Annotated in this window: 25 protein-coding genes; 17 read left to right on the top strand and 8 right to left on the bottom strand. The window is 56.0% G+C overall.

The features are described from left to right. The first annotated feature begins 69 nt into the window (after positions 1–69). The 7 genes from Q8O73_RS04180 to Q8O73_RS04150 all read left to right on the top strand — a co-directional run bounded on the left by Q8O73_RS04180 (position 70) and on the right by Q8O73_RS04150 (position 7,394). Positions 70–1,293 (top strand): CaiB/BaiF CoA-transferase family protein, encoded by a 1,224-nt coding sequence (locus Q8O73_RS04180; RefSeq protein WP_305555422.1) that lies wholly within the window; start codon positions 70–72, stop codon positions 1,291–1,293. Between the two features lie 217 nt (positions 1,294–1,510). Then, positions 1,511–2,611 carry an ABC transporter ATP-binding protein gene (locus Q8O73_RS04175; protein WP_305555418.1) on the top strand — a complete coding sequence of 367 codons (1,101 nt, stop codon included), beginning with the start codon at positions 1,511–1,513 and terminating at the stop codon, positions 2,609–2,611. Positions 2,612–2,613: 2 nt separating this feature from the next. Then, on the top strand, positions 2,614–3,504 hold the full coding sequence (locus tag Q8O73_RS04170; RefSeq protein ID WP_305555415.1) for an ABC transporter permease: 891 nt from the start codon (positions 2,614–2,616) through the stop codon (positions 3,502–3,504). Continuing rightward, positions 3,501–4,295 carry an ABC transporter permease gene (locus Q8O73_RS04165; protein WP_305555412.1) on the top strand — a complete coding sequence of 265 codons (795 nt, stop codon included), beginning with the start codon at positions 3,501–3,503 and terminating at the stop codon, positions 4,293–4,295. Before Q8O73_RS04170 ends, Q8O73_RS04165 begins: the two co-directional genes overlap by 4 nt. Before the next feature lie 98 nt (positions 4,296–4,393). After that, complete coding sequence (locus Q8O73_RS04160) at positions 4,394–5,434, top strand: extracellular solute-binding protein (RefSeq protein ID WP_305555409.1); 1,041 nt, start codon at positions 4,394–4,396, stop codon at positions 5,432–5,434. Between the two features lie 94 nt (positions 5,435–5,528). Then, the gene (locus tag Q8O73_RS04155; RefSeq protein WP_305555406.1) at positions 5,529–6,476 is read left to right on the top strand and encodes a nitrilase-related carbon-nitrogen hydrolase; all 948 of its coding nucleotides are present in this window, start codon (positions 5,529–5,531) and stop codon (positions 6,474–6,476) included. A gap of 33 nt (positions 6,477–6,509) precedes the next feature. Beyond that, positions 6,510–7,394, top strand: coding sequence for a ketopantoate reductase family protein (locus Q8O73_RS04150; RefSeq protein WP_305555403.1), 885 nt, complete (start codon positions 6,510–6,512; stop codon positions 7,392–7,394). A 2-nt stretch (positions 7,395–7,396) separates the two neighbouring features. Here the strand turns inward: Q8O73_RS04150 and Q8O73_RS04145 are convergent, their stop codons facing one another. From Q8O73_RS04145 to Q8O73_RS20140, 4 genes are all read right to left on the bottom strand, one after another. Continuing rightward, on the bottom strand, positions 7,397–7,732 hold the full coding sequence (locus Q8O73_RS04145; RefSeq protein WP_305555400.1) for a type II toxin-antitoxin system RelE/ParE family toxin: 336 nt from the start codon (positions 7,730–7,732) through the stop codon (positions 7,397–7,399). Beyond that, positions 7,729–7,989, bottom strand: a complete 261-nt coding sequence (locus Q8O73_RS04140) for a type II toxin-antitoxin system ParD family antitoxin (protein ID WP_305555397.1) — start codon at positions 7,987–7,989, stop codon at positions 7,729–7,731. Before Q8O73_RS04140 ends, Q8O73_RS04145 begins: the two co-directional genes overlap by 4 nt. Positions 7,990–8,075: 86 nt before the next feature. Then, positions 8,076–8,972 (bottom strand): DMT family transporter, encoded by an 897-nt coding sequence (locus Q8O73_RS04135; protein WP_305555395.1) that lies wholly within the window; start codon positions 8,970–8,972, stop codon positions 8,076–8,078. Positions 8,973–9,102: 130 nt separating this feature from the next. After that, entirely contained in the window at positions 9,103–9,483 is a 381-nt protein-coding gene (locus Q8O73_RS20140; protein ID WP_371135039.1) for a helix-turn-helix domain-containing protein, read from the bottom strand. A gap of 138 nt (positions 9,484–9,621) precedes the next feature. On the opposite strand from Q8O73_RS20140, the gene Q8O73_RS04125 reads away from it, so the two are divergent. Further along, positions 9,622–10,887 (top strand): MFS transporter, encoded by a 1,266-nt coding sequence (locus tag Q8O73_RS04125; RefSeq protein WP_305555391.1) that lies wholly within the window; start codon positions 9,622–9,624, stop codon positions 10,885–10,887. A gap of 166 nt (positions 10,888–11,053) precedes the next feature. Then, a complete protein-coding gene (locus tag Q8O73_RS04120) occupies positions 11,054–13,012 on the top strand; it encodes a bifunctional 2',3'-cyclic-nucleotide 2'-phosphodiesterase/3'-nucleotidase (protein ID WP_305555388.1) in 1,959 nt (652 codons plus the stop codon). Positions 13,013–13,099: 87 nt separating this feature from the next. Here Q8O73_RS04120 and Q8O73_RS04115 read toward each other — a convergent pair whose 3' ends face one another. Then, the gene (locus Q8O73_RS04115; protein ID WP_305555385.1) at positions 13,100–13,516 is read right to left on the bottom strand and encodes a GcrA family cell cycle regulator; all 417 of its coding nucleotides are present in this window, start codon (positions 13,514–13,516) and stop codon (positions 13,100–13,102) included. A gap of 168 nt (positions 13,517–13,684) precedes the next feature. On the opposite strand from Q8O73_RS04115, the gene Q8O73_RS04110 reads away from it, so the two are divergent. The 3 genes from Q8O73_RS04110 to Q8O73_RS04100 all read left to right on the top strand — a co-directional run bounded on the left by Q8O73_RS04110 (position 13,685) and on the right by Q8O73_RS04100 (position 15,522). Beyond that, entirely contained in the window at positions 13,685–14,338 is a 654-nt protein-coding gene (locus Q8O73_RS04110; protein ID WP_305555382.1) for an NnrU family protein, read from the top strand. A 121-nt stretch (positions 14,339–14,459) separates the two neighbouring features. Then, positions 14,460–14,921, top strand: coding sequence for a methylmalonyl-CoA mutase (locus Q8O73_RS04105; RefSeq protein WP_305555379.1), 462 nt, complete (start codon positions 14,460–14,462; stop codon positions 14,919–14,921). 124 nt (positions 14,922–15,045) lie between these two features. Beyond that, complete coding sequence (locus Q8O73_RS04100; protein ID WP_305555376.1) at positions 15,046–15,522, top strand: hypothetical protein; 477 nt, start codon at positions 15,046–15,048, stop codon at positions 15,520–15,522. Here Q8O73_RS04100 and Q8O73_RS04095 read toward each other — a convergent pair. The 3 genes from Q8O73_RS04095 to Q8O73_RS04085 all read right to left on the bottom strand — a co-directional run bounded on the left by Q8O73_RS04095 (position 15,517) and on the right by Q8O73_RS04085 (position 18,404). Next, complete coding sequence (locus tag Q8O73_RS04095) at positions 15,517–16,410, bottom strand: DUF4743 domain-containing protein (protein ID WP_305555373.1); 894 nt, start codon at positions 16,408–16,410, stop codon at positions 15,517–15,519. The two genes, Q8O73_RS04100 and Q8O73_RS04095, sit on opposite strands and share 6 nt — an antisense overlap. A 33-nt stretch (positions 16,411–16,443) precedes the next feature. Then, positions 16,444–16,770, bottom strand: coding sequence for a hypothetical protein (locus tag Q8O73_RS04090; RefSeq protein WP_305555370.1), 327 nt, complete (start codon positions 16,768–16,770; stop codon positions 16,444–16,446). Positions 16,771–17,366: 596 nt separating this feature from the next. Further along, entirely contained in the window at positions 17,367–18,404 is a 1,038-nt protein-coding gene (locus tag Q8O73_RS04085) for a M23 family metallopeptidase (RefSeq protein ID WP_305555367.1), read from the bottom strand. A gap of 142 nt (positions 18,405–18,546) precedes the next feature. Here Q8O73_RS04085 and Q8O73_RS04080 point away from each other — a divergent pair, with 142 nt between their 5' ends. The 5 genes from Q8O73_RS04080 to ileS all read left to right on the top strand — a co-directional run bounded on the left by Q8O73_RS04080 (position 18,547) and on the right by ileS (position 24,844). Next, positions 18,547–19,338 carry a sterol desaturase family protein gene (locus tag Q8O73_RS04080; protein WP_305555364.1) on the top strand — a complete coding sequence of 264 codons (792 nt, stop codon included), beginning with the start codon at positions 18,547–18,549 and terminating at the stop codon, positions 19,336–19,338. Positions 19,339–19,441: 103 nt separating this feature from the next. Then, on the top strand, positions 19,442–19,879 hold the full coding sequence (locus Q8O73_RS04075; protein WP_305555361.1) for a MaoC family dehydratase: 438 nt from the start codon (positions 19,442–19,444) through the stop codon (positions 19,877–19,879). A 90-nt stretch (positions 19,880–19,969) separates the two neighbouring features. Next, on the top strand, positions 19,970–20,794 hold the full coding sequence (locus Q8O73_RS04070) for an alpha/beta fold hydrolase (protein ID WP_305555358.1): 825 nt from the start codon (positions 19,970–19,972) through the stop codon (positions 20,792–20,794). Positions 20,795–20,932: 138 nt separating this feature from the next. After that, entirely contained in the window at positions 20,933–21,889 is a 957-nt protein-coding gene (locus Q8O73_RS04065) for a bifunctional riboflavin kinase/FAD synthetase (RefSeq protein WP_305555355.1), read from the top strand. Positions 21,890–22,006: 117 nt separating this feature from the next. Further along, positions 22,007–24,844: an isoleucine--tRNA ligase gene (gene ileS, locus Q8O73_RS04060; RefSeq protein ID WP_305555351.1), complete on the top strand. Its 2,838-nt coding sequence runs from the start codon at positions 22,007–22,009 to the stop codon at positions 24,842–24,844. The last annotated feature ends 9 nt before the right edge of the window (positions 24,845–24,853 follow it).

The raw sequence follows: 24,853 nt of genomic DNA, 5'->3' as shown, positions 1-24,853 counted from the left end.
CCCTGAATACCGGGCGGGTGCGACAGGGCATCCGCCCTTTTTCTTTCTGATCTGTTGGCAGGATATGCAATGACCGGGGCGCTTTCTGGAATCCGTGTGCTTGATCTTTCGCGTGTGCTGGCCGGTCCGTGGGCCAGCCAGACTTTGGCCGATCTGGGGGCCGAAGTGATCAAGATCGAACGGCCCGGTGCCGGGGATGATACCCGGGGCTGGGGCCCGCCCTATGCCAAGGATGCCAATGGCAAGGATACAACCGAGGCCGCCTATTACCTGTCGGCCAATCGCGGCAAAAAATCCCTGACGGTTGATATCACCCGGTCCGAGGGGCAGGAGATCATCCGCAATCTTGCGGCCAGATCCGATGTGGTGATTGAAAATTTCAAGGTCGGCGGACTTGCGAAATATGGTCTGGATTATGCCAGCCTGCGGGCGGTTAACCCGGCGCTGATTTATTGTTCGATCACCGGTTTCGGGCAGGATGGCCCTTATAAGGACCGGCCGGGTTATGATTTCATGATCCAGGCGATGGGCGGATTGATGAGCCTGACCGGGGCCCCGGATTCCGAACCGGGCGGGCAGCCGGTCAAGGTGGGCGTGGCGGTGGCCGATATTTTTACCGGCCTTTATGCGACAATCGGCATTCTGGCGGCCCTGCATCACCGGCAGGCAGGCGGCGAGGGGCAATATATCGATCTGGCGTTGCTGGATGTGCAAACCGCCATCCTTGCCAATCAGGCGATGAATTACCTGACCACCGGCACCGCACCGGGGCGGCTGGGCAATGCGCATCCCAATATTGTGCCCTATGAAGCCTTTCCGACGGCGGATGGGTATCTGATTCTGGCGGTGGGCAATGACAGCCAGTTTAAAAGTTTCTGTGCGGTTGCCGGGCTTGTTGGTGTGGCCGGGGATGACCGTTTTGCCACCAACCGCGCACGGGTTGCCAACCGGGCGGCACTGGTGCCGCTGGTGCGCGGTGCCATGGTGCAGAAAACCACCGATCAATGGATTGATCTTTTGGAAACCGCCAATGTGCCGTGCGGGCCGATCAATACGCTGGACCGGGTGTTTGACAATCCGCAGGTGCAACATCGCGCCACGGTGCGCAATCTTGATCACCCGACGGCGGGAACCGTGCCGACGGTTGCCAATCCGCTGAAATTCTCGGCCACCCCGATTGTGTATGACACCGCCCCGCCGATGCTGGGCCAGCATAGCGACGCTGTGCTGCGCGAGGTTGCCGGGCTGAGCGATGAGCAGATTGCCAGATTGCGTGCCGCCGGGATGATCTGACTGCCGTGCATCATATGCGTTGAATTCGGGCAAAATACGCTGCACCGCGATGCCGGGCCGCACATGATTCTGTGCGATTGGCATATTCTGCTGCCAGATCATTCTGTCAGAGGGGGCATTTATCGCAGAAAGTGCATATATTGGCGTATTCTGGCCTCGTTGCTTTGCAAACCCCGAAATGTTTTATATCGTTTAAAAAAACAAATCAGGGGTGCGCATGTCAGATATTGTGGTTTCGGCCCGATCTGTAAGTAAAATTTTTGGCAATGGGCCGGAACAGGTCAGGGCGCTTGACGATGTTTCCGTCGATATTTGCCAAAACGAGTTTTTCACCATGCTTGGGCCATCGGGCTGTGGAAAGACGACTTTGCTGCGACTGATCGGCGGGTTTGAACAGGCGACATCCGGGGATATTTTGCTTGAAGGGCAGGTATTGAATGACTTGCCCCCGTACAAGCGGCCCATCAACACTGTTTTTCAATCCTATGCCCTGTTTCCCCATTTGACCGTGCGCCAGAACATCACATTCGGTCTGGAAATGAAGGGGATGCCGCGCCGCGAGGCAAACGGGCGCGCCGATGAGATGCTTGATCTTGTGCAGCTTGCCCCCTATGGGGACCGCATGCCAAGCCAGCTTTCGGGGGGGCAGCAGCAACGCATTGCCCTGGCCCGTGCCCTTGCCCCCGCCCCGCGGGTTTTGCTGCTGGATGAACCTTTATCCGCCCTTGATCTGAAATTGCGCAAGGAAATGCAGATCGAACTGAAACGTCTGCAAACGGAAACCGGCATCACCTTTGTTTTTGTGACCCATGATCAGGAAGAAGCCCTTGCAATGTCGGACCGGATTGCCGTGATGCAGGCCGGGAAAATATTGCAGATCGGGAGCCCGCGCGACATTTATGAAAGCCCGACGCACCGGTTTGTGGCCGATTTTATTGGCGAAAGCAATTTCCTGCATGGTGAGGTGCGGCAAACGGATGGCGGGGCGGCGGTTCTGACCCTTGCAGGCGGTCGGGAAATTGCATTGGCGGCCATGCCGGTATCGGGGCCGCGTGACAATGTGACGATTTCCATTCGCCCGGAACGCCTGGCGCTTTATGCCCGCAATGATCAAAAGGACGGGTTGACCGGCACCATCCGCGACATCGTTTATTTTGGCACAGATACCACTTATCACATTGATCTTGGCCCATCGGGAACCGATGCGAGACTGACCGTGCGTGTCCAGAACCGCGAGGGCGAAGGCCGCGAATTTGAACGCGGTGCGCAGGTCGGTGTGACCGTGCCGGTCGATGCCATTCGTGTACTGGCAGATTGATCATGGGCAATCTTATCCGCAGCAAACGATTTTGGCTGATTGCCCCGGCGGTGCTTTATATCGGCTTTTTCATGGCGGTGCCGTTGGGCCAGATGGCCTATGTCTCGATCCTTGAACGCGGTGATTATGGTGCGGTGAACTGGGGCGTTTTTTCGTTTGATGCCTATGCCAGTTTTCTGTTTGAACGCGATCTGATGGATAATCTGATGTTCAATACAGATTATCTGCAAATTTTTGCCCGGTCTTTTGGCCTGTCGGCCATGACGATGGTTTTTGCCCTTGTTCTGGGTTTTCCGACCGCGTTTTACATTTCAATGCAACCGCAGGCCCGCCGCAATTTCCTGATTTTTCTGGTGACCATTCCGTTCTGGACCAACATTCTGGTCCGTAATTATGCCTGGATGCTGTTGCTGCGCAATGGCGGGCTGATTGATAACGGACTGGCATGGCTGGGGTATGAAAGTGGCGGGCTGGATATTCTTTACACCCCTTATGCCGTTTCGATCGGGCTGACTTATACCTATTTGCCCTTCATGGTTTTACCGATCTATGCCAGCCTTGAAAAACTGGATCACCGGTTGATCGAGGCCGCGTTTGACCTTGGCGCAGATAAATGGCGGGCGATGACCCGTGTCATTTTGCCGTTGGCGGCACCGGGCATTGCGGCGGGCTGTATCCTTGTTTTCATTCCGTGCCTTGGGGCTTATGTGACGCCCGAACTTTTGGGCGGCGGCAAATTCATGATGATTGCCAATCTGATCGGCAGCCAGTTCGGGGCGGCGCGCAACTGGCCGTTTGGCGCGGCACTTGGTTTTGTCCTTCTGGCTTTTGTTTTGCTGTCGATGATGATTTACGCAATGAAATTCAAATCATTGCCGGAGGAAAAACTATGAAAATAGATACCTCCAACCCGCTTTGGCGGTTTCGCGGCATCACGCCGATGGCAATGTTCTTTTTTGCCTATTTGTATCTGCCGATCCTTGTTCTGATTGTGTTGTCCTTTAATGAAAACCGGCTTGCGACCATCTGGACCGGGTTTTCCACCGACTGGTATCGTGTTGCCCTTTCCAATGATGATATGTTGCGTGCAGCCAAAAATTCGCTGGTGATTGCGGTATCGGCCACGGTGATCGCAACCACGGCGGCGACACTTGCCGCACTGGGCATGGCACGTCAGCGGTTTCGCGGCGAAACCGGGGTGGCGGCTATGCTGGTTCTGCCCTTGCTGGTGCCGGAAATTGTCACGGCGATTGCCACCTTGCTGTTTTTTGTTGCCATCGGGGTTCAGCTTGGCCTGATCAGTGTGATTGCGGCCCATACGGTGTTTTGCATTCCGTTTGCCTATTTGCCGATCCGGGCGCGGCTGGACGGCATGGACCCGGCATTGGCCGAAGCGGCGAACGATTTATATGCCAATGAATGGCAGGCGTTTCGCCGGGTGACTTTCCCGCTGTTATGGCCGGGGATCATGTCCGGTGCGATGTTGTCCTTTATCATCTCGCTGGATGATTTTGTGATTTCCTATTTTGTCGGCGGGGCCGGGGCGACCACCTTGCCGATCTATATTTTCGGGATGATCCGGATGGGCATCACACCCGAAGTCAACGCCGTTTCCGCCCTGATGCTGATCATTTCAATCGTGTTTGTCAGCATCTCTTTCCTGATTGATCGTATTCGTTACTGATCGGGGATTGTCGTTTGATTTAAAGGTTGCCGGTTTCCGGACGGGCTTGCGGCCATCTGAACAAACAGAAAATACCGTCCTTGTCAGGGAGTATCGCAATGAAAATACGTTCTGTGCTTTTGGGGGCTTCGGCCCTTGCCATGTTGTCGATGGGCACCGCCCGCGCCGATGGCGAACTTTTTTTCTATAACTGGTCGAATTATTTTCCGCCGGAACTGTTTGAAAAATTCGAGGCGGAAACCGGCATCAAGGTCACGCTGGATGTGTATGATTCCAACGAAACCATGCTGGCGAAATTACAGGCCGGGGCGTCGGGTTATGACATCGCGGTTGCATCGGACTATATGGTCGATGTCATGATCAAGGACGGGCTTGCAACAGAATTTGATGCCAAAAACCTTGAGAATTTTGGCAATGTCGCCAAACCTCACGACACGATGGAATATGATCCTGATCGCAAATATTCGGTGACCTATTTGTGGGGAACCACCGGCTTTACCTATGATGCCGATGCCACCGATGGCGAACTGGAACAAAGCTGGAAAGAATTTTTTGAACCGCGTGAGGAATTCCACGGCAAGATTGGTGCGCTGAACGACGAAGTTGAAATGTATAATGCCGCGTCCTATTATATTGGCGTGCCGAAATGCACCGAAGACCCCGCCGAGGCGCAAAAGGTTCTGGATGTGCTGCAAAAGCAGAAACCCTATATTGCGGTTTACAGTTCCGAAGGCACGATTGACCGGATGTCGGCCCGCGAGGTCACGATGCATATGCAATGGAACGGGGCGGCACACCGCACCAAGGAAAGCATTCCCAATGCGGTCTTTGTCTATCCCAAGGAAGGTCTGACCTATTGGTCGGATCATTTTGTTGTGCCCAAAGGGGCGCCCAACCTTGAAAATGCCAAGACATTCATCAACTGGATGATGATGCCGGAAAATGCCGCTGCTGCGTCGAATTACGCGGGCTATATGAATGCGGTCAAGGGAACGGAAGACTTCATGGATCCGGCATTGAAAGCCGATCCGGCGGTCAACATGCCCGAAGAATATGCCGGTCTTTTGATTCCCGGTCAGAATTGCTCGGCCCCGGCGCGTGATTTGCGCAACCGTGTCTGGACCAAACTTAAAAACTGATCCGGACCGCAGACAGTCTATAGGCAGTATATCCGGGCGGCGCTGCTGGTTCTGTGCCGTCCGGTTCCTTGTTTTTCCATACAGGTTTCAAATCATGTCGCGTGCCAACGGTTTTCCCGATCATGTTTCCATCGCCCTGTGGGCGACCAATCTTGGCGTTCCGGTTCGGGATATGGGGGATTGGGCGGCGCATATTGATAGGATGATGGCGCAAGCCGGACGGGATGGCGCACATATTTTTGTGATGCCCGAATATGCCTGCGAACAGTGGATGGCGTTCAAACCGGACGGATTGAAACCCGATCAGGAAATGGCATGGATGGCCGATCAGGGAGCCGTTGCACGGACCCATGCCGCGGCACTTTCAAAAAAGCATGACATGTTTTTTGTGGCAGGCAGCATGCCCTGGCATGTTGACCCGGATAACCCGCCAGCCGGGCAAACCAACAGCGCGATGATTTTTACCCCCGAGGGTGACGCCATCATTCAGGACAAGCTGTGTCTGACGCCGGGGGAACAGGAACCCGATAACTGGTATCTGACGCCGGGAAACAGGATCAATATTGTGGCATGGCGGGGATTGCGGATTGCGGTTGTGATCTGTCTTGATATTGAAATGCCTGCCCTGTCATGCCTTTTGGCCCCGCACGGGATTGATATTGTGCTGGTCCCGTCGATGACGGTGACGCCATCGGGATATAACCGGGTGTTTGGCTGTGCCAGGGCGCGGGCGGTGGAGCTGATGTGTGTGGTGGCGGCCTGTGGCACCACCGGGACGGCCAGCAAGACCACCCAAAACCCCACAAATTATTCGGGTTGTTCGGTGTTTACCCCGTGCGAACCGCAATTGGGGCACCGTGGCATTTTTGCCGAGACCGTGCCGGAATTTGATGATGGAGGGGATGGCGACATGCTGGTGGCGCGTGATATTCCGGTGGGGATCATCCGGGCTTTGCGCAATGGCGATGCCGAAGTCTGGCCGGGAGGCTGGAGTGCCGGTCATGTGACGGTGGCGGGCGCGGTTTCCGACACACCAAAATAGCCGGGTATGAGCAATTCAGACAGGACAGACACCATGAAAATTGCGGTGATGGGGGCCGGGGCGGTCGGATGTTATTACGGGGCGATGCTGGCAAATGCCGGGCATGATGTGACCCTGATTGGCCGGGCGGATCATGTGGCGGCGGTCCGGCGCGATGGTTTGATGCTCGATATCCGGGGCGGGGCGATCCATGTGGCGGTGGCGGCGACCACCGATCCTGCCGGGATTGCCGGGGCGGATGTGGTGCTGTTTTGTGTCAAATCGACCGATACCGAAACCGCCGGTGCGGCGATGAAACCCCATCTTGCGCCGAATGCCGCCATTCTCAGCCTGCAAAACGGGGTGGATAATGCCGAACGGCTTGCGGTTCTTTTGGGGCGTTCGGTTATTCCGGTTGTGGTCTATGTGGCGGTCGAGATGGCCGGGCCGGGGCATGTCCGCCATCACGGGCGCGGTGAACTGGTGATCGGGCCGTCATCGCAAAGTGATGCGATTGCCAGGGCCTTTGTCCCGGCGGGCATTCCGGTGGAGATTTCGGAAAATGCCACCGGCGCATTATGGGCCAAGATGATTTTGAACTGTGCGTGGAATGCCTTGTCGGCGATTGCGCAAAAGCCCTATGGCGATTTGATGAAAACCGGTGGTGTGACCGGTGTCATGGAACAGGCGGTGGCAGAATGCCTTGCTGTGGCCGGGGCGCTGGGCGTTAGCGTGCCCGGTGATGTCTGGGCGGCGGTGCTGAAAATTGCCGAGACCATGCCGGGGCAATATTCATCAACCGCACAGGATCTGGCACGCGGCAAAACCAGCGAGATTGATTTCCTGAACGGCTATATCGTGCGCAAGGGGGCGGAACTGGGCATTGCAACGCCGGTCAATCTGACGCTGCATACGCTGGTGAAGTTGCGGGAAGGGTAAGATTACGGGCGAGATCGCGTCATCAGGTCGTTGATCTTTGCGGGCAGGTTGCTTTGGCTATGCAGAAAATCAAGGATGATGATCGTATCACCCTGATCGAGATAGATGATGAAATGTTGACCTGAGCGGGTGAAGCGCAGGGTGCCGGGGGATTGTGCCGATATCAGGATACTGCAATCCTGGCTTGGGGCTGTGTTGTTTGCAATTGCCCGGCATCGGTTGATGATGTCGTTTTCATAGGCTATGGCCTGACGCGGGCCGAAAGTATCTTCTGTCCAGATGGCAATTGCCTTTAAGGCGGCTTCGGCATGTTGCGTCAGACGCCAGCGTTTTGTCATGGGCGACGATGGCGTGCTTCGGCAAAGGCGCGGCGGATGGCATCTTCACCACTGCCTTCTGCAAGATCGCCATCATGGGCCTGTTTCAGGCTTTTACCAATCCGGTCACGCAGTTGTTCAATTTCTGCTTCTTCGCGTTCCAGCAGGCGCAACCCGGCGCACATGGCTTCGCTGGCATTCCGGTAGCGGCCCGATGCGACAAGGTTTTCGACCAGCTCCGCCTGACTTTCTGTCAAAACGACATTATGGGTAACCACTGGCAGTCTCCCTGCAAGGTGTATTGGTAATTTATGCCAATACAGGCCAATTGTCTATCGGGGCTCTGTGGCCTGTCGTTTTGCGCTTATTGCCTTTTAGCTTTTACCATATCGGCCAATTTGTCGCCAAACATCACGACGGCAGCGGCCAGAACGATCAGGAAGGCCCCGGCAAGGCTGACCGGTTCGGGCAGCAGGTTGAACACCATGACATCAAGCAACAACGCCCAGATCATGGCGGTATATTCAAAGGCGGCAAGGGTTGATGCCGGGGCGCGGGCCAGGGCCTCGGTCATGCAGATATGGGCAAGGCCCCCGGTCAGTCCGGCCCCGATCAGCCACAGCAGGATTTGCGGGCTGGTGTCTGCCCAGCCAAAGGGCAGGGTCGATAACCCGCCGAGCGAACAGATTATCGCAAAATAAAAGGCAATGGTGCCCGCTGATTCGGTGGCGGTCAGGGCCTTGATCTGGACCTTGGCAAAGGCGGTGGTGACGGCCATCGCAAGCCCCGCTGCAATGCCGATCAAAACGCCGGTATCAATGCCCGGTGTTGAAAATGTCGGCCATAACATCAAAAACACCCCGGCGAACCCGGCAAAGGTGGCGGTAAAAACCGCAATGCCGGGCCGTTCGCGCAAGACGATCATCGCAACCGGCAACACCAGAAGCGGGGCGAGAAAGCCAAGGGCGGTGGCAAGGGCAAGGGGCAGATAGGCCAGCGACAGGAACGAGAAAAACATCGACACCAGGCCAAAGGTGCTGCGTTTGAGGTGGCCCAGCGGGCGGGCCGTGCGCAGGCCGCGCGGAAATTGCCGCCGCCACATCAGATACAGAATGATCGGGATCAGGGCGACCCAACTGCGCCAGAACATGATTTGCCCGACCGGGACCTCAAACGAGGCCAGACGGACAAACAAACTCATGACGGCAAAAAGTCCGGTGGCGGCAAGACGCAGGCCCACGCCCGATAACATACTGTTCATCGGTACTTTCCATAAGATGACAGGATCTTTATCAGATAGCGAAAGAGCGGCGCGGGAAATACTGAAATTATCTCATATGTCGGGATCATATATGCGGGTCGGGGGATTTTATTTAAGTGATCACTGGTGATTATCGAAAATAGGATCCCGGTGTTGTCCCCATCGCCTTGCGGAACATGGCAATAAAGGCCGATGTGTTGTCATAGCCGAGATCAAGGGCGATTTCGGTGACCGGGCGGTTATTGGCGAGTTTTTCCAAAGCATGGAGCAAGCGCAGTTTTTGCCGCCAGTCGCGAAACGGCATGCCGGTTTCGCGCAGGAACAGGCGGGCCAGGGTGCGCGACGAGGCCCCGCAATGTTTTGACCAGTCATGGCAATGTGCGCCGATGCTGTGCCCGGCGGGTACGTCGCTCATACGGACATAAACCGGCCTTGGCAATTGTGGCGGGCGCGGGCGGATATGCCGGGCTTCGTCGGACGGGGTTGGGCGGTGCTGGGTAAGATGTGCCATTAATGTGTCCCGTTTGCCGTATCTGTTGGCAGATTACCGTGAGACAGACGGGTTTTCCATTGTTAATCTGGACATATTATAAAGAAACACCATTGGAAATACGGGGCGGTCACACGTTGCCGTATCTGGGGAAATGTCATGTCTGTCTCGCCCTCTTCGCCGTTATCGTCCTTGCCGCCCGCCCCGCCGCCGGTGGTTCATCGGGGCTGGCGCAATCCTGAGGTCTTGCTGATTGTGATGGCGGCGGCGATGCCGTTATCCTTTTCGACCTGGATGGCGCTTTTGAATAATTTTTCGATCGAGATGGCCGGGTTTACCGGGCGCGAAATCGGCATTTTGCAAAGTCTGCGTGAAATTCCGGGGTTTCTGGCCTTTACCGCGATTTTTGTGCTGCTGGTGCTGCGTGAACAGACCTTTGCGCTGGTATCCTTGCTGATTCTGGGGATCGGGGTGGCGATCAGCGGTTATTTTCCGACCATTCTGGGGCTGTATTTCACCACGGTTCTGATGTCGATCGGGTTCCATTATTTTGAAACCATGCAGCAATCCCTGTCGCTGCAATGGGTGGCAAAGGATCGCACAGCCCGCGCCATGGGGCAGCAATTATCGGCCAAATCGCTGTCGTCTTTGTTGATGTTTGCGATGGTCTGGCTGTTGCTGGAGATTTTTGACGCACCTTATCATTATATCTATTTGCTGGGCGGGGCGCTGACCATCGGGGTGGCGTTGTTTGCGTGGATGGCCTTTCCGAAATTTGCCGATGTTCATCCGCAAAACAAGAAATTGCTGCTGCGGAAACGGTATTGGCTGTATTACGCCCTGACTTTCATGAGCGGGGCCCGCCGCCAGATTTTTACCGTTTTTGCCGGGTTTTTGATGGTTGAGAAATTTGGCTATGACGCGGCGGCGATCACCCTGCTGTTTCTGGTCAATCATGCGGTCAATATGGTTCTGGCCCCCAAAATCGGGGCGCTGATCGGCAAATGGGGCGAACGCAAATCTCTGGTATTTGAGTATACAGGGCTGATCATTGTATTTGTCAGTTATGCCTTTGTCGAAAGTGCTGCAATGGGCGGGGCGCTTTATGTGATCGATCATATTTTCTTTGCGCTGGCGATTGCGATGAAAACCTATTTCCAGAAAATCGCCGATCCGCGTGATATTTCATCGACCGCCGGGGTCAGTTTTACCATCAACCATATTGCCGCGGTGTTTATCCCGGCGGCGTTCGGCCTGTTATGGCTGGTATGGCCGGGGGCGGTTTTCCTGGCCGGGGCGGCCATGGCATGTGTGTCGTTGATCCTGTCGCTGTGCGTGCCCGAAGATCCGGGACCGGGCAACGAGGTGCAGTTTGGCCGCAAGGATGTTTTGCCCGGACATATTGCCGTTCAACCGGCGCAGTGATTGCCTGCCGGATTGTCGTATTTTTTCAAACCCGAAAACGTCCGCCAAAATTGGCGGGCGTTTTTATTTGTATTTGCCACAGCTTTTTCGCAAAATCTTCAAAACCTGACCAAAGATTCAGCTTTAAAGTCATCTTGCCAATACACCAAACACGGGATGCTTCATCATGACCTATCATCGCCCGCTGGGCGCGGCCATTCTGGCCTTGTCGTTTGCCCTTGGATCGTCGGGGGCGCAGGCCGACAATACCGTTTCGCTGCGCATTCTCGAAACCACCGACATCCATACCCATCTGGTCAATTACGATTATTATCAGGATGGCGCATCCGATACGGTGGGGCTTGCGAAAATTGCGACATTGCTGAAAACCGCCCGCGGCGAGGTGGCAAATTCGTTGCTGATTGATAATGGCGACCTGATTCAGGGCAATCCGCTGGGCGATTATATGGCAAAGCGCCGCGGGCTTGCGGAGGGGGATGTGCATCCGGTCTATAAGGCGATGAATCTGCTGGGTTATGATGCTGCCAATATCGGCAATCATGAATTCAATTACGGGCTGGATTTTCTGGCGAAATCCCTGTCCGGGGCGAATTTCCCCTATGTCAGTGCCAATGTCTTTGTCGATGATGGCGATGGCAACCCGGACAATGACAAACCGTATTTCGATCCCTATGTCCTGCTGGATCGGGAATTTGTCGATACCGATGGCACCTCCCACAAGGCGGTTGTCGGCGTGATCGGGTTCGTCCCGCCGCAAATCATGCAATGGGACAAGGCCAATCTGGAAGGCCATGTGATCAGCAAGGACATTGTTGAGATGGCCCGCAAATATGTGCCGGAAATGCGCGAAAAAGGGGCCGATATCGTTATTGCCGTTCCGCATTCCGGGCTTAGCACCCTGTCCGCCGATGGCATGGCAGAAAACGCCACCTATCATTTGAGCAAGGTCGAGGGCATTGATGCCATCCTGTTTGGCCATGCCCATGCGGTGTTTCCATCCGATGTTTATGCCGATATTGACGGGGTGGATCTGACCAAGGGGACGATCAATGGCGTTCCGGCGGTGATGCCCGGTTTCTGGGGCAGCCATCTGGGCGTGATTGATTTGCAATTGTCGGTCAATGAGGCCGGGGAATGGCAGGTGGTGGATGCGCTGGCCGATGTTCGCCCGATTTATTTCCGCGAAGGCCGCGATGTGACGCCGCTGGTGGAAGCCGATCCCGAGGTGATTGACGCGGTAAAGGAAGAACACGAAGCCACCATCGCCTATATGCGCGAAGGGGTGGGAACGACATCCTCGCCGATCAACAGTTTCTTTGCACTGGTGGCCGATGACCCGTCGATCCAGATCGTTACCAATGCCCAGAAATGGTATCTGGAAAAACTGCTGCGCGGGTCGGAATATGACGGTTTGCCGATCCTGTCGGCCGGGGCACCGTTCAAGGCCGGTGGCCGGGGTGGCCCGGATTATTACACCGACATTCCCGAAGGCGACATTGCCCTGAAAAATGTCGCCGATCTGTATATTTATCCCAATACGGTGCGTGCGGTGTTGCTGAATGGGGATCAGGTGCGGGAATGGCTGGAAATGTCGGCCGGGCAGTTTAACCGGATCGATCCGGAAAGCACGGATGAACAGGCTTTGATCAACCCGGAATTTCCGACTTATAATTTCGATGTGATTGATGGCGTGACCTATCAGATCGATGTGACGCAACCGGCCCGCTATAACCGGGGGGGCGAACTGGTCAACCCCGATGCCCGTCGCATTCTTGATCTGGAATTTGATGGTGCGCCGATTGATGGCAGCCAGAAATTTGTGGTGGCGACCAATAATTACCGTGCGGGGGGCGGGGGCAATTTTCCGGGTCTGGATGGATCGACCATCATTATCGAGGCCCCGGATGAAAACCGCACGGTTCTGGGCAATTACATTCTGGAAGAAAAGGAAATCAACCCTGCGGCAGATGGCAATTGGCGCCTTGCCCCGGTTGGCAATGCCAGCAATGTTACCTTTGTCACCAGTCCGAAGGCATCGGGTACCCGAAATGCACCGGACAATATCAGCTTTATCGGCGAGGATGCCGACGGGTTTGCCCGGTATGTTCTGTCGGCCATGCCATAACAATCACGGGGCCTGATCCCGAAAAAGCCGCCCTGTTTTCACCGGGGCGGCTTTTTGATTTTGGTCGGGTGTCAAACCGGGCTGTGATCAGTGTTTGCGCGGCGCATGCGGATTGTTGCGCGGGCCGTCATCCCGCGGGCTTTTGCCATTGAGATAGGCCGCCGCACAATGTTCGTCGCAATAGGGTTTGCCGGGGATGTTTTTCTTGCCACAGAAATGGAAATCTTCATCGCCCGGATCGCCAAACGGCCACCGGCACATGCCCGGCCCAAGGTCATAGATGCTGATGCCCTTGCTTTGGACTTTCGGGGCCGGAGCCTTTTTGGGTTCGGCGTCTTCGGCGCGGCGCTGAATCGGCGACGGACGTTTGGGCAGGCCAAGGCGATGCGCCTTGCCGACAACGGCGTTTTTGCCCACACCCAGTTCTTCACCGATGCGTGCCGTGGTCCAGCCCTGATTCCAGAGCGAAGTCAGCAATTCAATCTTTTCCGGCGTCCAGCTCATTTCGAGTATATTCCGTGTTCCGATGCGGGCCAAAGTCCGCTTTATTGTGCAAAGTCAATTAGCGGACAAGTGGTATCCGCTAAACCCGTATGACGCAAGGGCCAAGGCACAGCGCAGGGTTTGCGCAATTTGCATGCCCGGCGCCCAAAGTAAAGGATTGATCGTCCCGTGACATGGTTTTTCATCGCGATTGGGGTCTTTTTGCTGGGCCATGTCATTCCCGGTCTGTTGCGGGCGCGATTGCAGGCGGTGCTGGGCGAATGGCTTTATATCATCCTGTTTTCGGTGACATCCCTGTTGTTGCTGGCCTGGGTGATTTATGAAGAAGGCCGGGCCGATTATATTGAATTATGGCCCTATAACCCGCAGCAACACTGGGTTCCTCTGATTGCGATGGTGCCGGTGTCTGTGTTGTGGGTGGCGGGATTGCGGCAACCTTGCCCGTTGTCGCTGGGCCGTCGGGCGGGGTTTGATCCGGCCCGTCCGGGGATCAACCGTTTTACCCGCCATCCCCTGTTGCTGGGCATGGCGATCTGGGGGCTTGCGCATCTGGTGCCCAACGGGCATCTGGCCGCATTGCTGTTTTTTGGGGGCAGTGCCATCTTTGCCCTGATCGGCTTTGCCCGGATGGAGAAAATCCGGTCGCGCGGGATGCCCGATGTGCAATATCAGGCTATTCTTGCCGGGACTCGGCGATTTGACTGGCGCGGGATCACATTTTCGGCTTTTGGCTGGCGCGATATTGTCGGCGGTATCTTGCTGTATGGGGCGATGGTGTTGCTGCATCCCGTGATCATCGGGGTCGGGCCGCTGCCTTTTTAGGGCAAGCCTTGCAGTTCCGGGCCGGGGCGGTGATACTTGACTGTCTTTATGGTCTGGTCGCGGATGATGTGACTTTCCTGCCGATAATCCCGACCCGGCCCTGACCTGACGGTGAGGGATTATGACTTCTGTTGAGCTTGCATCGATGCTGGCGCGTTTTGCCGAACTGGAAGGGCGTCATCCGCGCATCCTGATTGCAACGGGATGTCTGGCGGATGAAACATATCTTAATCTTGTTGCCAGCCGCTTTGCCGATGGTGGCTTTGATGTTGATATCGCGCCATCGGGTTCCGATGCGGTATCGATTTCACAGCAGGTTGTCGATTGCGATGCCGATATGCTGGCCCTGGTGCGGGTATCGGTTGATCATGATGACCGGGTGCGGGTGATGGATTTGCAATCGGCATTGTCGGCAATGGATGCGGAATATATCCAGTTTGGCATTTTTGGCCGCCCGGATGATCCGGCCCGCGACAATGTGGATTTTCTGTTTGATGTTGCACATTTCGATATCGATGACATCATTTCACTGATGCGGTTTTTACTGGCGGTGGAAGAAGGCCGGATGGTTGAGGGTATCTGATTGCCTTTTGGCCGGTGGTCCTGTCGAGGCCGGTGCAATCTGCAATGATTTGGCAATCTGTTTGCGATAGAATGATCCCGATACAGAAACGGGAACGGTTTGCAGGACGGTTAAGGAACGGCGAATGGGCATGCTGAAACGGGCGCTGCTGCGTGTTTTTGTCGGCAAAAGCGGGCGCGAGGCGTTAAAGGCGTATCAGGAAACGCAGGCCTTGCAGGACAAGGATGGTCTGGGCGCACGGGAGACCGCCTTGCGCGCCCAAAAGGACCGCCGAATCAGCGACCGTGCCACTGCCTATGAGGCCGAGGGGTTGAGCTTTGACGAGGCGCGGGCCCGGGCCCTTGCCGAAACCCTGACCGAAAGTGACAGCACCCCGTCGGAAATTCTGGCGGCCCTGCAACGGGCGGATATGAAACTGGGCCGTGACAAAAGCAAGGTATCGGCCGATGCCGATCCACAACGCGCCAAACTGATTGCCGATGCCCTGGGCGCCATGCGCAGCAAACAGGCCGATCTGGACGCGCTTGACCCTGAAATCCGCATGAAACTGACCCTGATGGCGGTCGGGGCCTTTATGGGCGAACAAAAACCGAAGTCATGAAACCACCGGTTTGCTGAACATGCCCGATACGGTTACATCGCGGTGCAGTCCGGTTGTTAACCGGCAATAATCGGGTTCATTGTCGGCGGTCAGAATGCCGTGGCGGATCAGAAAATCAATGATCACCAGGGCGCAGTTGAATTTGAATTCAAATCCGGTGCGGACAATTTCGGCGACCTCGGCAATCGGCCGCAATTCAAAATGGCCGACTTCGCCATCGGCATTGTCGGGGATAAAATCGATTGGCAATTCCAGATCGTAATTGACCATGACATCGGGTTTCAGGCCTTCGCTGGTTTCATATAAATATGATACGGTGCCGACCGGTTTTAAATGACGCGACAATTCCGGCGGAATGGCGGCTTCTTCGGCGCATTCCTTGATCATGTTTTCCAGAAAACCAAGGCCGGATGGCTGCCCGCCGGCGACCATATTATCGAGCATCCCCGGATAATTGGCCTTGTCCTGTGCGCGGTGGGCGATCCACATATGAATGCCGCCCTGTTTGCGCACGAACCCGTTCATATGCACCCCCCATGACCGGAACCCGAAACAGGGCATGGCGGATCGGTCAAGCTGTGCCAGCGGATCAACCGACAAAGACGGGCGGATATCGAATTTTTCACCATGCAGGCGCGGGATCACGCCCTGTTGATGCAGGATGTCTGCGGCGATGGCAAGGGCGGCGCTGCGGGCGGTGGGGGTGTTGATGTGCGGGGCAAAGCGGCAGGTGCCGTCATCATCGAAACTGAAATCGGGGCTGGCGGCCAAAAGGGCAGCCCGGAAATCCGGGCGCAAGGCACCGATCACCTGATCGCCGATCCGGAAGGGGTGATAACGGCCCGGATCGGCATTGTTGCAGGCATGGATGTGGTCAATAAAGGCCATTGTCAGTGTCCCGGTTTGTGCTTTGCGCCAAACCTAAGCCTCAAACACCGCGTTTGAATAGCCCTTTTCCGAAGTCAGGACCGTATTGACATGGACGATCTGCCGCAGGCAGCGGGCGATATGATCGGCAACCGGGGATTCGAGATGTTGCACCTGAATGTCGATTTGCAGTTCGGCATCGCCACCCCGGCCACGCGCCACGGTGGAATGCCAACTGACCGGAACCAGATTGCGCTTGGCAAACAGTTCCAGAACCCGGGGCATCACGCCCGGTTCGGCAGCCGCATGAACGGCAAAACAATATACGGATGTCAGGGGGTGGGCAGGATGATCCTGCACCGCAAGGGCATGTTGTGACATGGTGATCCACACATAATTCAAGGCCAAAATGCAAATGATGACGTCCCGGTGTCCTCAGACAACCGGGCGGATAATTCGCGTAATGGTGACCGTGAAAAAGCGGTGTGGAGTCATGATAATAATTTTCGGTGCGGCAAATGCCGCCTTCCTGTCAGACGAAAAATGCGGAAATCAGAACCCGCAATGAGGACCAATGCCTAGGCGAGAAGCATCGATGCAATCAAAGCCAGAACCGTGCCGGCGAACAAAACAGTCATCGAACGGGCGATCATTTCGTCGCGGGCGATGGCGATAGCAACGGCTTTGCGTTTGTTCATCATGGTACTCCGTCTTGATGACAGGTGTATGTGCCCCCTGTGGCGCACAAAATGAATATAGGCAGGGGATCACGTTCCTTACAAGGGCTGTGCGCGTAAAAACGTCAAAAAACCTTCAACTAAATGGAACAGATCAGATTTTTTGGCGGTTTTTCGGGATTTGAAAAAGGTATTTTGTGCCATTCCACGACGCTTTGTCCCCGAATCCATCGTTATTCTTCGGTGATTGAGGTGTTTTTGAGGGTCAGGAACAGGCGATTCTATCGCCAAAACATCCGTTCAGGAACCGTCGCCAATTACCAGATCGGCGACTCCGATTTCAACATGCGGGCTGCCTTTGCGTGAAAACAGGATGCGCCCCTGATAGGTGCCCGGTGTCCATCCTGCATCGGGACGCGGGGCGGTAATATGATACATCTTGGCATGCAGGCCGCCCGTGGCGGGCAGTTCGACGACAAATTCGCGACCGCCGTCAAACCCATTCGGGCCTTCGATATCAAGGCGGATCAGATCGCCATTTTGCGCCCCGATCAGATATCCCCAAAAATACAGTTCCGGGCTTGTGACCGGCAAGATGTTGCGGCGGCCATAGCCGCGTTTGATGTCGGTGGCATTGGGCCGCGCACTGGAAAAGCCGGTTTTATACAGCGTGATCGGGCGATAGGTCATTTGTTCTGCGGCGTCGGGTGTCCACAGGGCGGTTTGATCGGTGTTGCATTGCGCCGGGTCAGCATTCCCCATATTGGTGCCGCTGAACGGATCAATCAGCACGCCATCGTGGCGTAAATTGAAATGCAAATGTGGAAAAGTCGCCTTGCCCGACATGCCGATCAGGCCGATCATTTGCCCGCGTTCCACCTCATCGCCCTTGCGCACGGCAACCGACCCGCGGCGCAGATGGCAATATTGACTTTGCCAGCCATCACCGTGATCAACCAGAATGCCATTGCCGCATTCGATCCCGTCCAGGGTGTCGGGGGGAATGCGCCCGGCGTCGATATCCTCGACGCCATCACGGGTGGCGGCGATGGTGCCGGCGGCAATCGTCTGAACCGCGATGCCTTCGATCATGGCGGCTTCGTCGGCGATGGCGAAATCAGTACCGCGATGATCGTTATAGGTGCTGGTGCCGCAGGCGAAATCCCGCGCACCGGGGCCAGTGTCGTGATCGACATAATGGACGACATCGCATTGTCCGGTCGGGCATTCGACCGGCAGGTCAAAGGGCGGGCCATCGGCGCGGGCCGGTGTCACCTGTACCAGCACGACCAGCAATGTCGTGGCATACAGGGCGGATAACACCATTTTGTGACCCATTGGGGGCTCCTTGTGGCTTTGCGGTCTTATACAGGCGCGATATGTATCGATAGACGGAACTGGCCGGTTTGTGACGGTTATGCGTCTATATGGCATTCAGATAGCAGGCTTTTAATGATTTTGGCAGGCAGATAACAAAATTATGATCGATATGGAATTGTTCCGGTTCGCGGTTTTTGCCGCGCTGCTACTGATCATGGCGGGGTGGGAATATGCCGCCCCCTATCGCGATGCGGGGCAAAGCAGGCGATCTGTGCGTTGGCTGACCAATTTTGGCCTGATGGCCGGAAGTGCGGTTTTGGGCCGTTTTACCGTCGGTGCGGCCATGATCCTTGGCGCACAATGGGCGCAAGGCAATGGCTGGGGTCTGTTTCATCTGGTGGCATTTCCCGGCTGGATTGCGGCCCTGATCAGCATTGCGGTGCTGGATGCCGCGGTTTACTGGCAGCATCGCCTGACCCATATCGTGCCGTTATTCTGGCGGTTTCACCGGGTGCATCATTGCGATCTGGCGTTTGATGTTTCGACCGCCGTGCGGTTTCATCCGTTCGAAATCATGGCGTCGGCCATTTACAAATCGGCAATTGTGGTGATGTTGGGGGCCGATCCGTGGGTGGTTGTGGTGTATGAAACGCTGTTAAGCGGCTTTGCCCTGTTTAATCATGGCAATGTGCATTTGCCGACCCGACTGGACCGGGTGGTGCGGGTTTTGTTTGTCACACCCGACATGCACCGGGTTCATCATTCCATTGAAACGGTCGAAACCAACAGCAATTACGGCAATATCCTGTCGGTCTGGGACCGGGTATTTGCCAGTTACCGGCCCAAAACCCGGATCAATGATCATGACATGCCGATCGGGCTGGATCAGTTCCGCGATGAGGGCAGTCAATCCTTGTGGGGAACATTGTTGTTGCCGTTCCGCCGATCCTGACAGCCCGGCGGTATGCAACGAATTACCGATTGCCACAGGACGGTCGGGCGGGAATACTGCTGTGCAATAGTGCGATGCACAAAACCAGACAGGACAACAGCAGATGACGCAGCTTGACGGGTTGACCGGGTTTTATCTTGAAGATCTGAAAACCGGCATGACGGGCAGTTATGCCAAAACCGTGACCGAAACCGATATTGTCCTGTTTGCCGGTCTGTCGGGGGATACCAACCCGGTGCATCTGAATGACGAATTTGCCAAAACCACGATGTTTGAAGGCCGCATTGCGCACGGCATGCTGTCGGCGGGGTTTATTTCAACCGTTCTGGGCACGCGGTTGCCGGGGCCGGGGACGATTTACCTGTCGCAGAACCTGCAATTCAAGGCCCCGGTGCGGATTGGCGATACGGTAACTGCGCGTGTGACGGTGCTTGAGATTATGGCGGCGAAAAAGCGGATTGTTCTGGAAACCAATTGTTATGTCGGGGATCGGTGCGTGATTACGGGCGAGGCGGTGGTGATGGTGCCGTCGCGCGGGTAAGGGGCATTTGACGGGTTTCTCATGTTCGGAATGATGCCGCCTGTGATAGAAGGATGAGAGTGATCTTGTCCTTGTTCCGGGGATGGCGAATTGAATTCAAGTCAACGCCACAATTGGCGGATTATCGAAAATACCGCCCAAAATCCCGATGCGCCATTGGTGGTGCTGGCGCACGGGTTTGGCACCGATCACCAGGCATGGCACCGGATTTTGCCTTGGCTTCTGGCACGGTATAATGTCGCGGTTTATGACCTTGCCGGGGCAGGCCGGGGTGGCGTTGCCAGTTTCGACCCGTTGCGCCACACCGGTATCGACGCCTATGCCGATGATCTGATTGCCCTGCTGGATGAACAGAATATCGGGCGATGCACGATTATCACCCATTCGGTGAGCGGCATGGTTGCCTTGCTGGCGTCCTTGCGACGGCCCGGCCTGTTTGACCGGGTGATCATGATTTCGGCGTCACCCTGTTATCTGAATTCCTATGATTATCACGGCGGGTTTGAACAGGCCGATCTGGATGGTTTGTTTGCGGCGATGGCGGCAAATTATCATGAATGGGCGGCGGGATTTGCACCGGGTATTGTCGGCGGCGATTTTCCCGATGCGGTGGATGAATTTACCCGTGGCCTGCGCGATATGCGGCCCGATATTGCCCTGCAAACCGCCAGTTTCATCTTTTTGGCCGATGTTCGGGCGATTTTGCCGGCCATTAGCGTGCCGGTGGTTGCCATTCAACCCGAACAGGACCCGGCGGTGCCGGTTGCGGTCGGGGAATATCTGCGCACCCATATTCCCGATTGCCAGATGGAATGGATCAACAGCATCGGCCATATGCCCCATATGACCCACCCCGCCGAGATCATCCGGTGTCTGGAAAAACATCTGGGCGAACCGGTTGCGTCATCTTTTTGACGGGATAAATTCGCCCAAGATTGTGATTTCACCGCAAAAGGCTTTGCGCTTCGGGCTTGCGGGATTTATAGCTGCCTGCACGGAGTTGCCCGGAACATGCCGGGCGGGGCCACCTGACAACAAGGAAGACCGGCGCGAATGCGCGTTTTTCGATCTTTGGACAGTTTGCCCGATGACGCGCGTGGCGCGGTGGTGGCAATTGGCAATTTTGACGGGCTGCATCTGGGGCATCAAAAGGTGCTTGATTGTGCCCGCCAGATTGCGCGTGACCTGTCGGCCCCGTTGGCGATACTGACATTTGAACCCCATCCCCGCATGATGTTTCGGGCCGGTGAGCCGCCCTTTCGCCTGACATCAGGCGATGACCGGATGATGGCGGCGGCTGATCTTGAAATCGATCTGTTTTTCGAGGCGGAATTCAACCGCGATTTTGCCGCGATGAGTGCCGAAGAATTCATCGCCCGGATTCTGGTTGAGGGTCTTGGCGCACGCCATGTTGTGGTGGGTTGGGATTTCTGTTTTGGCAAGGGCCGGGCGGGCAATGTCGATCTGTTATCGACCATCGGGGCGAAATCCGGCTTTGGCGTGACGGCGGTGCAGGCCGTGACCCATGATAACGGGGTTGTGTATTCCTCGACCGCGATCCGGCAGGCCCTGCGCGACGGCCGCCCGCAGGATGCCGCCCATTTATTGGGCCGTCCGTGGGAAATTGCCGGGCCGGTGATCACAGGGGATCAGCGGGGCCGCACCATTGGTTTTCCGACGGCCAATATTCCGCTGGGCCTGCATTTGCGCCCGAAATTCGGGGTTTATGCCGTGCAGTTGGGGCTGGTGGCGGACGGGGATGACGGCAAGGTGGATCGCTGGATCGACGGAGTCGCCAATATCGGTATCCGGCCCAGCTTTGGCGGCGATCAGGATGCCGGACTGGAAGTGCATTTGTTTGATTTTGATCAGGATATCTATGGCCGTATCGTGCGGGTACGTTTGCATGGTTTTATCCGGGCCGAGCAGAAGTTCAACGGCCTTGAGGCGTTAAAGGCCCAGATCGCAAGGGATGCGGTCGCGGCCAAAGAAATTCTTGGCAATATTTGAAATTAGCCGCGAACCCGTTATGATCCGCCCGCCCGTTTCGGGACAAGGCCGCGATTATGGGGCCGTGATCATGGGGATTGCCCCGATAGTTAATATAAAGACGACAGGACCGTCACGATGAGTGTCGAATACAAAAAGACCGTTATCCTGCCCCAGACCGATTTCCCGATGCGGGCGGGTTTGCCAAAGATGGAACCCGGCCTGCTGGCGCAATGGCAGGCAGAAGACCTTTATGGCAAAATTCGCGGTATTTCGGCGGATCGTGAAAAGTTCGTGCTGCATGATGGCCCGCCCTATGCCAACGGGCATTTGCATATTGGCCATGCACTGAACAAAATCCTGAAAGATGTGATCACCCGGTCGCAGCAGATGCTGGGCAAAAACGCGGTTTATGTGCCGGGTTGGGATTGCCACGGCCTGCCGATTGAATGGAAGATCGAGGAACAATACCGCGCCAAGGGCCTGAACAAGGACGAAGTGCCGGTTGCCGAATTTCGCCGCGAATGCCGCGAATTCGCCCAGAAATGGCTCGATATCCAGCGCGAGGAATTCAAGCGTCTGGGCGTTATGGGCGATTGGGACAATCCCTATGTCACCATGGATTACAAGGCCGAGGCGGCGATTGCCCGCGAACTTGGCAAGTTCCTGATGAACGGGTCGCTGTATCGCGGATCGAAACCGGTGATGTGGTCGGTGGTTGAAAAAACCGCACTGGCCGAGGCCGAAATCGAATATCACGATCATACCAGCAAAACCATTTATGTCCGGTTTCCGGTGGCCAGTTCATCATTGGATGCGTTGAAAGATGCCACTGTTCTGATCTGGACCACCACGCCTTGGACCATTCCGGGCAACCGGGCGGTGTCCTATGGCGATGATATCGAGTATGTGGTGATCGAAGTCACCGAAACCGCCGACGAAGCATGGGCAAGTGTGGGCGAGAAAATCGTTCTGTGTGCCGATCTGGTGGCGGAAACCTGCAAAAACGGGCGGATCACCGGCCATGAAATTGTGGCATCGTTTGCCGGTCGTGATCTTGCCGGTACGATCTGTGCCCATCCGTTCCGCGGGCAGGGATATGATTTTGATGTGCCGATGCTGGCGGCCGATTATGTCACCACCGAAACCGGGACCGGTTTTGTCCATACCGCCCCGACCCACGGCCCGGACGACTATGTGACCGGGTTGAAATATGGTCTGGAAGTGCCGGAAATGGTGGATGGCGATGGCAAATATTATGCCCATGTGCCGTTATTTGCCGGTGAAGCGATTTATGACGCCAATGGCAAGGAAGCCGGGGCGAATGAAGCGGTGATTGCCAAACTGATCGAGGTTGGCGCGCTGTTGTCGCGCGGGCGTCTGAAACATTCCTATCCGCATTCCTGGCGGTCCAAGGCCCCGGTGATTTATCGCACCACGCCGCAATGGTTCATTTCGATGACCGAAACCGGCCTGCGCGAAACCGCCCTTGAGGCGATTGCCAATACCCGTTTCGTGCCCGAAGCCGGGCGCAACCGCCTGCATTCGATGATTGCCAACCGGCCCGATTGGTGCGTTTCGCGCCAGCGGGCATGGGGGGTGCCGATCACGGTGTTTGTCGATAAGAAAACCCGTGAACCGTTGCGCGATCAGGCGGTGCTGGACCGGGTTTATGATGCCTTCTGCGAAGAAGGGGCCGATGCGTGGTTTACCCGCGATCCGCAATATTTTCTGGGCAATAATTACAGTGCCGAGGATTACGAACAGGTCACCGATGTTCTGGATGTCTGGTTTGATTCCGGATCGACGCACAGTTTCGTTCTGGAAGAACGCCCGGACCTGAAATGGCCGGCCGATTTGTATCTTGAAGGATCGGACCAGCATCGCGGCTGGTTCCATTCATCCTTGCTGGAATCCTGTGGTACGCGGGGCCGGGCACCTTATGACGCGGTTCTGACACATGGTTTTGTTCTGGACGGGCAGGGCCGCAAAATGTCGAAATCACTGGGCAATGTGATTGCGCCCAATGATATCATCGACAAATTGGGGGCGGATATCCTGCGGTTGTGGGTGGTCAGTTCGGATTATCATGACGATTTGCGGATTTCCCATGAAATCATTGATCGCCATTCCGACATTTATCGCCGTTTGCGCAATACCTTGCGGTTCTTGCTGGGCAATCTGGACGGTTTTGAGGATGCTGAAAAAATCGCCGATGACCAGTTGCCGGAACTGGAACGCTGGGTTCTGCACCGGCTGAGCGGGCTGGATGATCTGGTGCGTCAGACCACGGCGGATTTCGATTTCCACAGCATGTTTATCGAACTGCATAATTTCTGTGCGCTCGATATGTCGGCCTTTTATCTCGATATCCGTAAGGATGCGCTGTATTGCGATGCGCCGGGCAGTTTGCGTCGCCGGGCGGCGCGGACCGTGATGGACCGGGTGTTTGACAGTCTGGTGCGCTGGCTGGCACCGGTATTGTGCTTTACCGCGGATGAAGCATGGCGGTCGCGTTATGGCAATGACAGTTCGGTACATGCCCAGACGTTCCTGCCGGTATCGGATGCGTGGAAAGACGAGGCACTGGCCGCGAAATGGGAAAAAATCCGCAAGCTGCGCCGGGTGGTTACCGGGGCGCTGGAACTGGAACGGGCGGAAAAACGCATCGGGGCCAGCCTTGATGCCGCCCCGAAGGTTTATGCGACCCAGGAATATATTGATGCGCTTGCCGGTCTTAATCTTGCCGAAATTGCCATTACATCTGATGTCGAACTGATTGCAGGGGTGGCACCGGACGGGGCTTATACCCTGGATGATGTGGCCGGGGTCGGTGTGGTGCCGGCATTGGCGGACGGGCAGAAATGCGAACGGTGCTGGCAGACCTTGCCGGAAGTTGGCACACATGCCAGACACCAGACGGTCTGTTTGCGCTGTGCCGATGCGGTGGATGAAATGGGAATTGCGGCCCAATAGGGCGGGCAA

Origin of the sequence: Thalassospira sp. (genome assembly GCF_030690045.1) — a bacterium.
Taxonomy (GTDB): domain Bacteria; phylum Pseudomonadota; class Alphaproteobacteria; order Rhodospirillales; family Thalassospiraceae; genus Thalassospira.
The sequence above is the reverse complement of the archived record's forward strand: the minus strand, read 5'-3'. Positions and strand labels throughout refer to the sequence as shown.

Coding starts and splice junctions, on each gene's coding strand:
- Q8O73_RS04085 (WP_305555367.1), bottom strand. CDS start 18,404: ATGGGTCACAAAATGGTGTTATCCGCCCTGTATGCCACGACATTGCTG.
- Q8O73_RS04145 (WP_305555400.1), bottom strand. CDS start 7,732: ATGACAAAACGCTGGCGTCTGACGCAACATGCCGAAGCCGCCTTAAAG.
- Q8O73_RS20140 (WP_371135039.1), bottom strand. CDS start 9,483: ATGGCACATCTTACCCAGCACCGCCCAACCCCGTCCGACGAAGCCCGG.
- Q8O73_RS04120 (WP_305555388.1), top strand. CDS start 11,054: ATGACCTATCATCGCCCGCTGGGCGCGGCCATTCTGGCCTTGTCGTTT.
- Q8O73_RS04170 (WP_305555415.1), top strand. CDS start 2,614: ATGGGCAATCTTATCCGCAGCAAACGATTTTGGCTGATTGCCCCGGCG.
- Q8O73_RS04080 (WP_305555364.1), top strand. CDS start 18,547: ATGATCGATATGGAATTGTTCCGGTTCGCGGTTTTTGCCGCGCTGCTA.
- Q8O73_RS04125 (WP_305555391.1), top strand. CDS start 9,622: ATGTCTGTCTCGCCCTCTTCGCCGTTATCGTCCTTGCCGCCCGCCCCG.
- Q8O73_RS04075 (WP_305555361.1), top strand. CDS start 19,442: ATGACGCAGCTTGACGGGTTGACCGGGTTTTATCTTGAAGATCTGAAA.
- Q8O73_RS04100 (WP_305555376.1), top strand. CDS start 15,046: ATGGGCATGCTGAAACGGGCGCTGCTGCGTGTTTTTGTCGGCAAAAGC.
- Q8O73_RS04180 (WP_305555422.1), top strand. CDS start 70: ATGACCGGGGCGCTTTCTGGAATCCGTGTGCTTGATCTTTCGCGTGTG.
- Q8O73_RS04160 (WP_305555409.1), top strand. CDS start 4,394: ATGAAAATACGTTCTGTGCTTTTGGGGGCTTCGGCCCTTGCCATGTTG.
- Q8O73_RS04115 (WP_305555385.1), bottom strand. CDS start 13,516: ATGAGCTGGACGCCGGAAAAGATTGAATTGCTGACTTCGCTCTGGAAT.
- Q8O73_RS04165 (WP_305555412.1), top strand. CDS start 3,501: ATGAAAATAGATACCTCCAACCCGCTTTGGCGGTTTCGCGGCATCACG.
- Q8O73_RS04175 (WP_305555418.1), top strand. CDS start 1,511: ATGTCAGATATTGTGGTTTCGGCCCGATCTGTAAGTAAAATTTTTGGC.
- ileS (WP_305555351.1), top strand. CDS start 22,007: ATGAGTGTCGAATACAAAAAGACCGTTATCCTGCCCCAGACCGATTTC.
- Q8O73_RS04135 (WP_305555395.1), bottom strand. CDS start 8,972: ATGAACAGTATGTTATCGGGCGTGGGCCTGCGTCTTGCCGCCACCGGA.
- Q8O73_RS04105 (WP_305555379.1), top strand. CDS start 14,460: ATGACTTCTGTTGAGCTTGCATCGATGCTGGCGCGTTTTGCCGAACTG.
- Q8O73_RS04155 (WP_305555406.1), top strand. CDS start 5,529: ATGTCGCGTGCCAACGGTTTTCCCGATCATGTTTCCATCGCCCTGTGG.
- Q8O73_RS04065 (WP_305555355.1), top strand. CDS start 20,933: ATGCGCGTTTTTCGATCTTTGGACAGTTTGCCCGATGACGCGCGTGGC.
- Q8O73_RS04090 (WP_305555370.1), bottom strand. CDS start 16,770: ATGTCACAACATGCCCTTGCGGTGCAGGATCATCCTGCCCACCCCCTG.
- Q8O73_RS04150 (WP_305555403.1), top strand. CDS start 6,510: ATGAAAATTGCGGTGATGGGGGCCGGGGCGGTCGGATGTTATTACGGG.
- Q8O73_RS04095 (WP_305555373.1), bottom strand. CDS start 16,410: ATGGCCTTTATTGACCACATCCATGCCTGCAACAATGCCGATCCGGGC.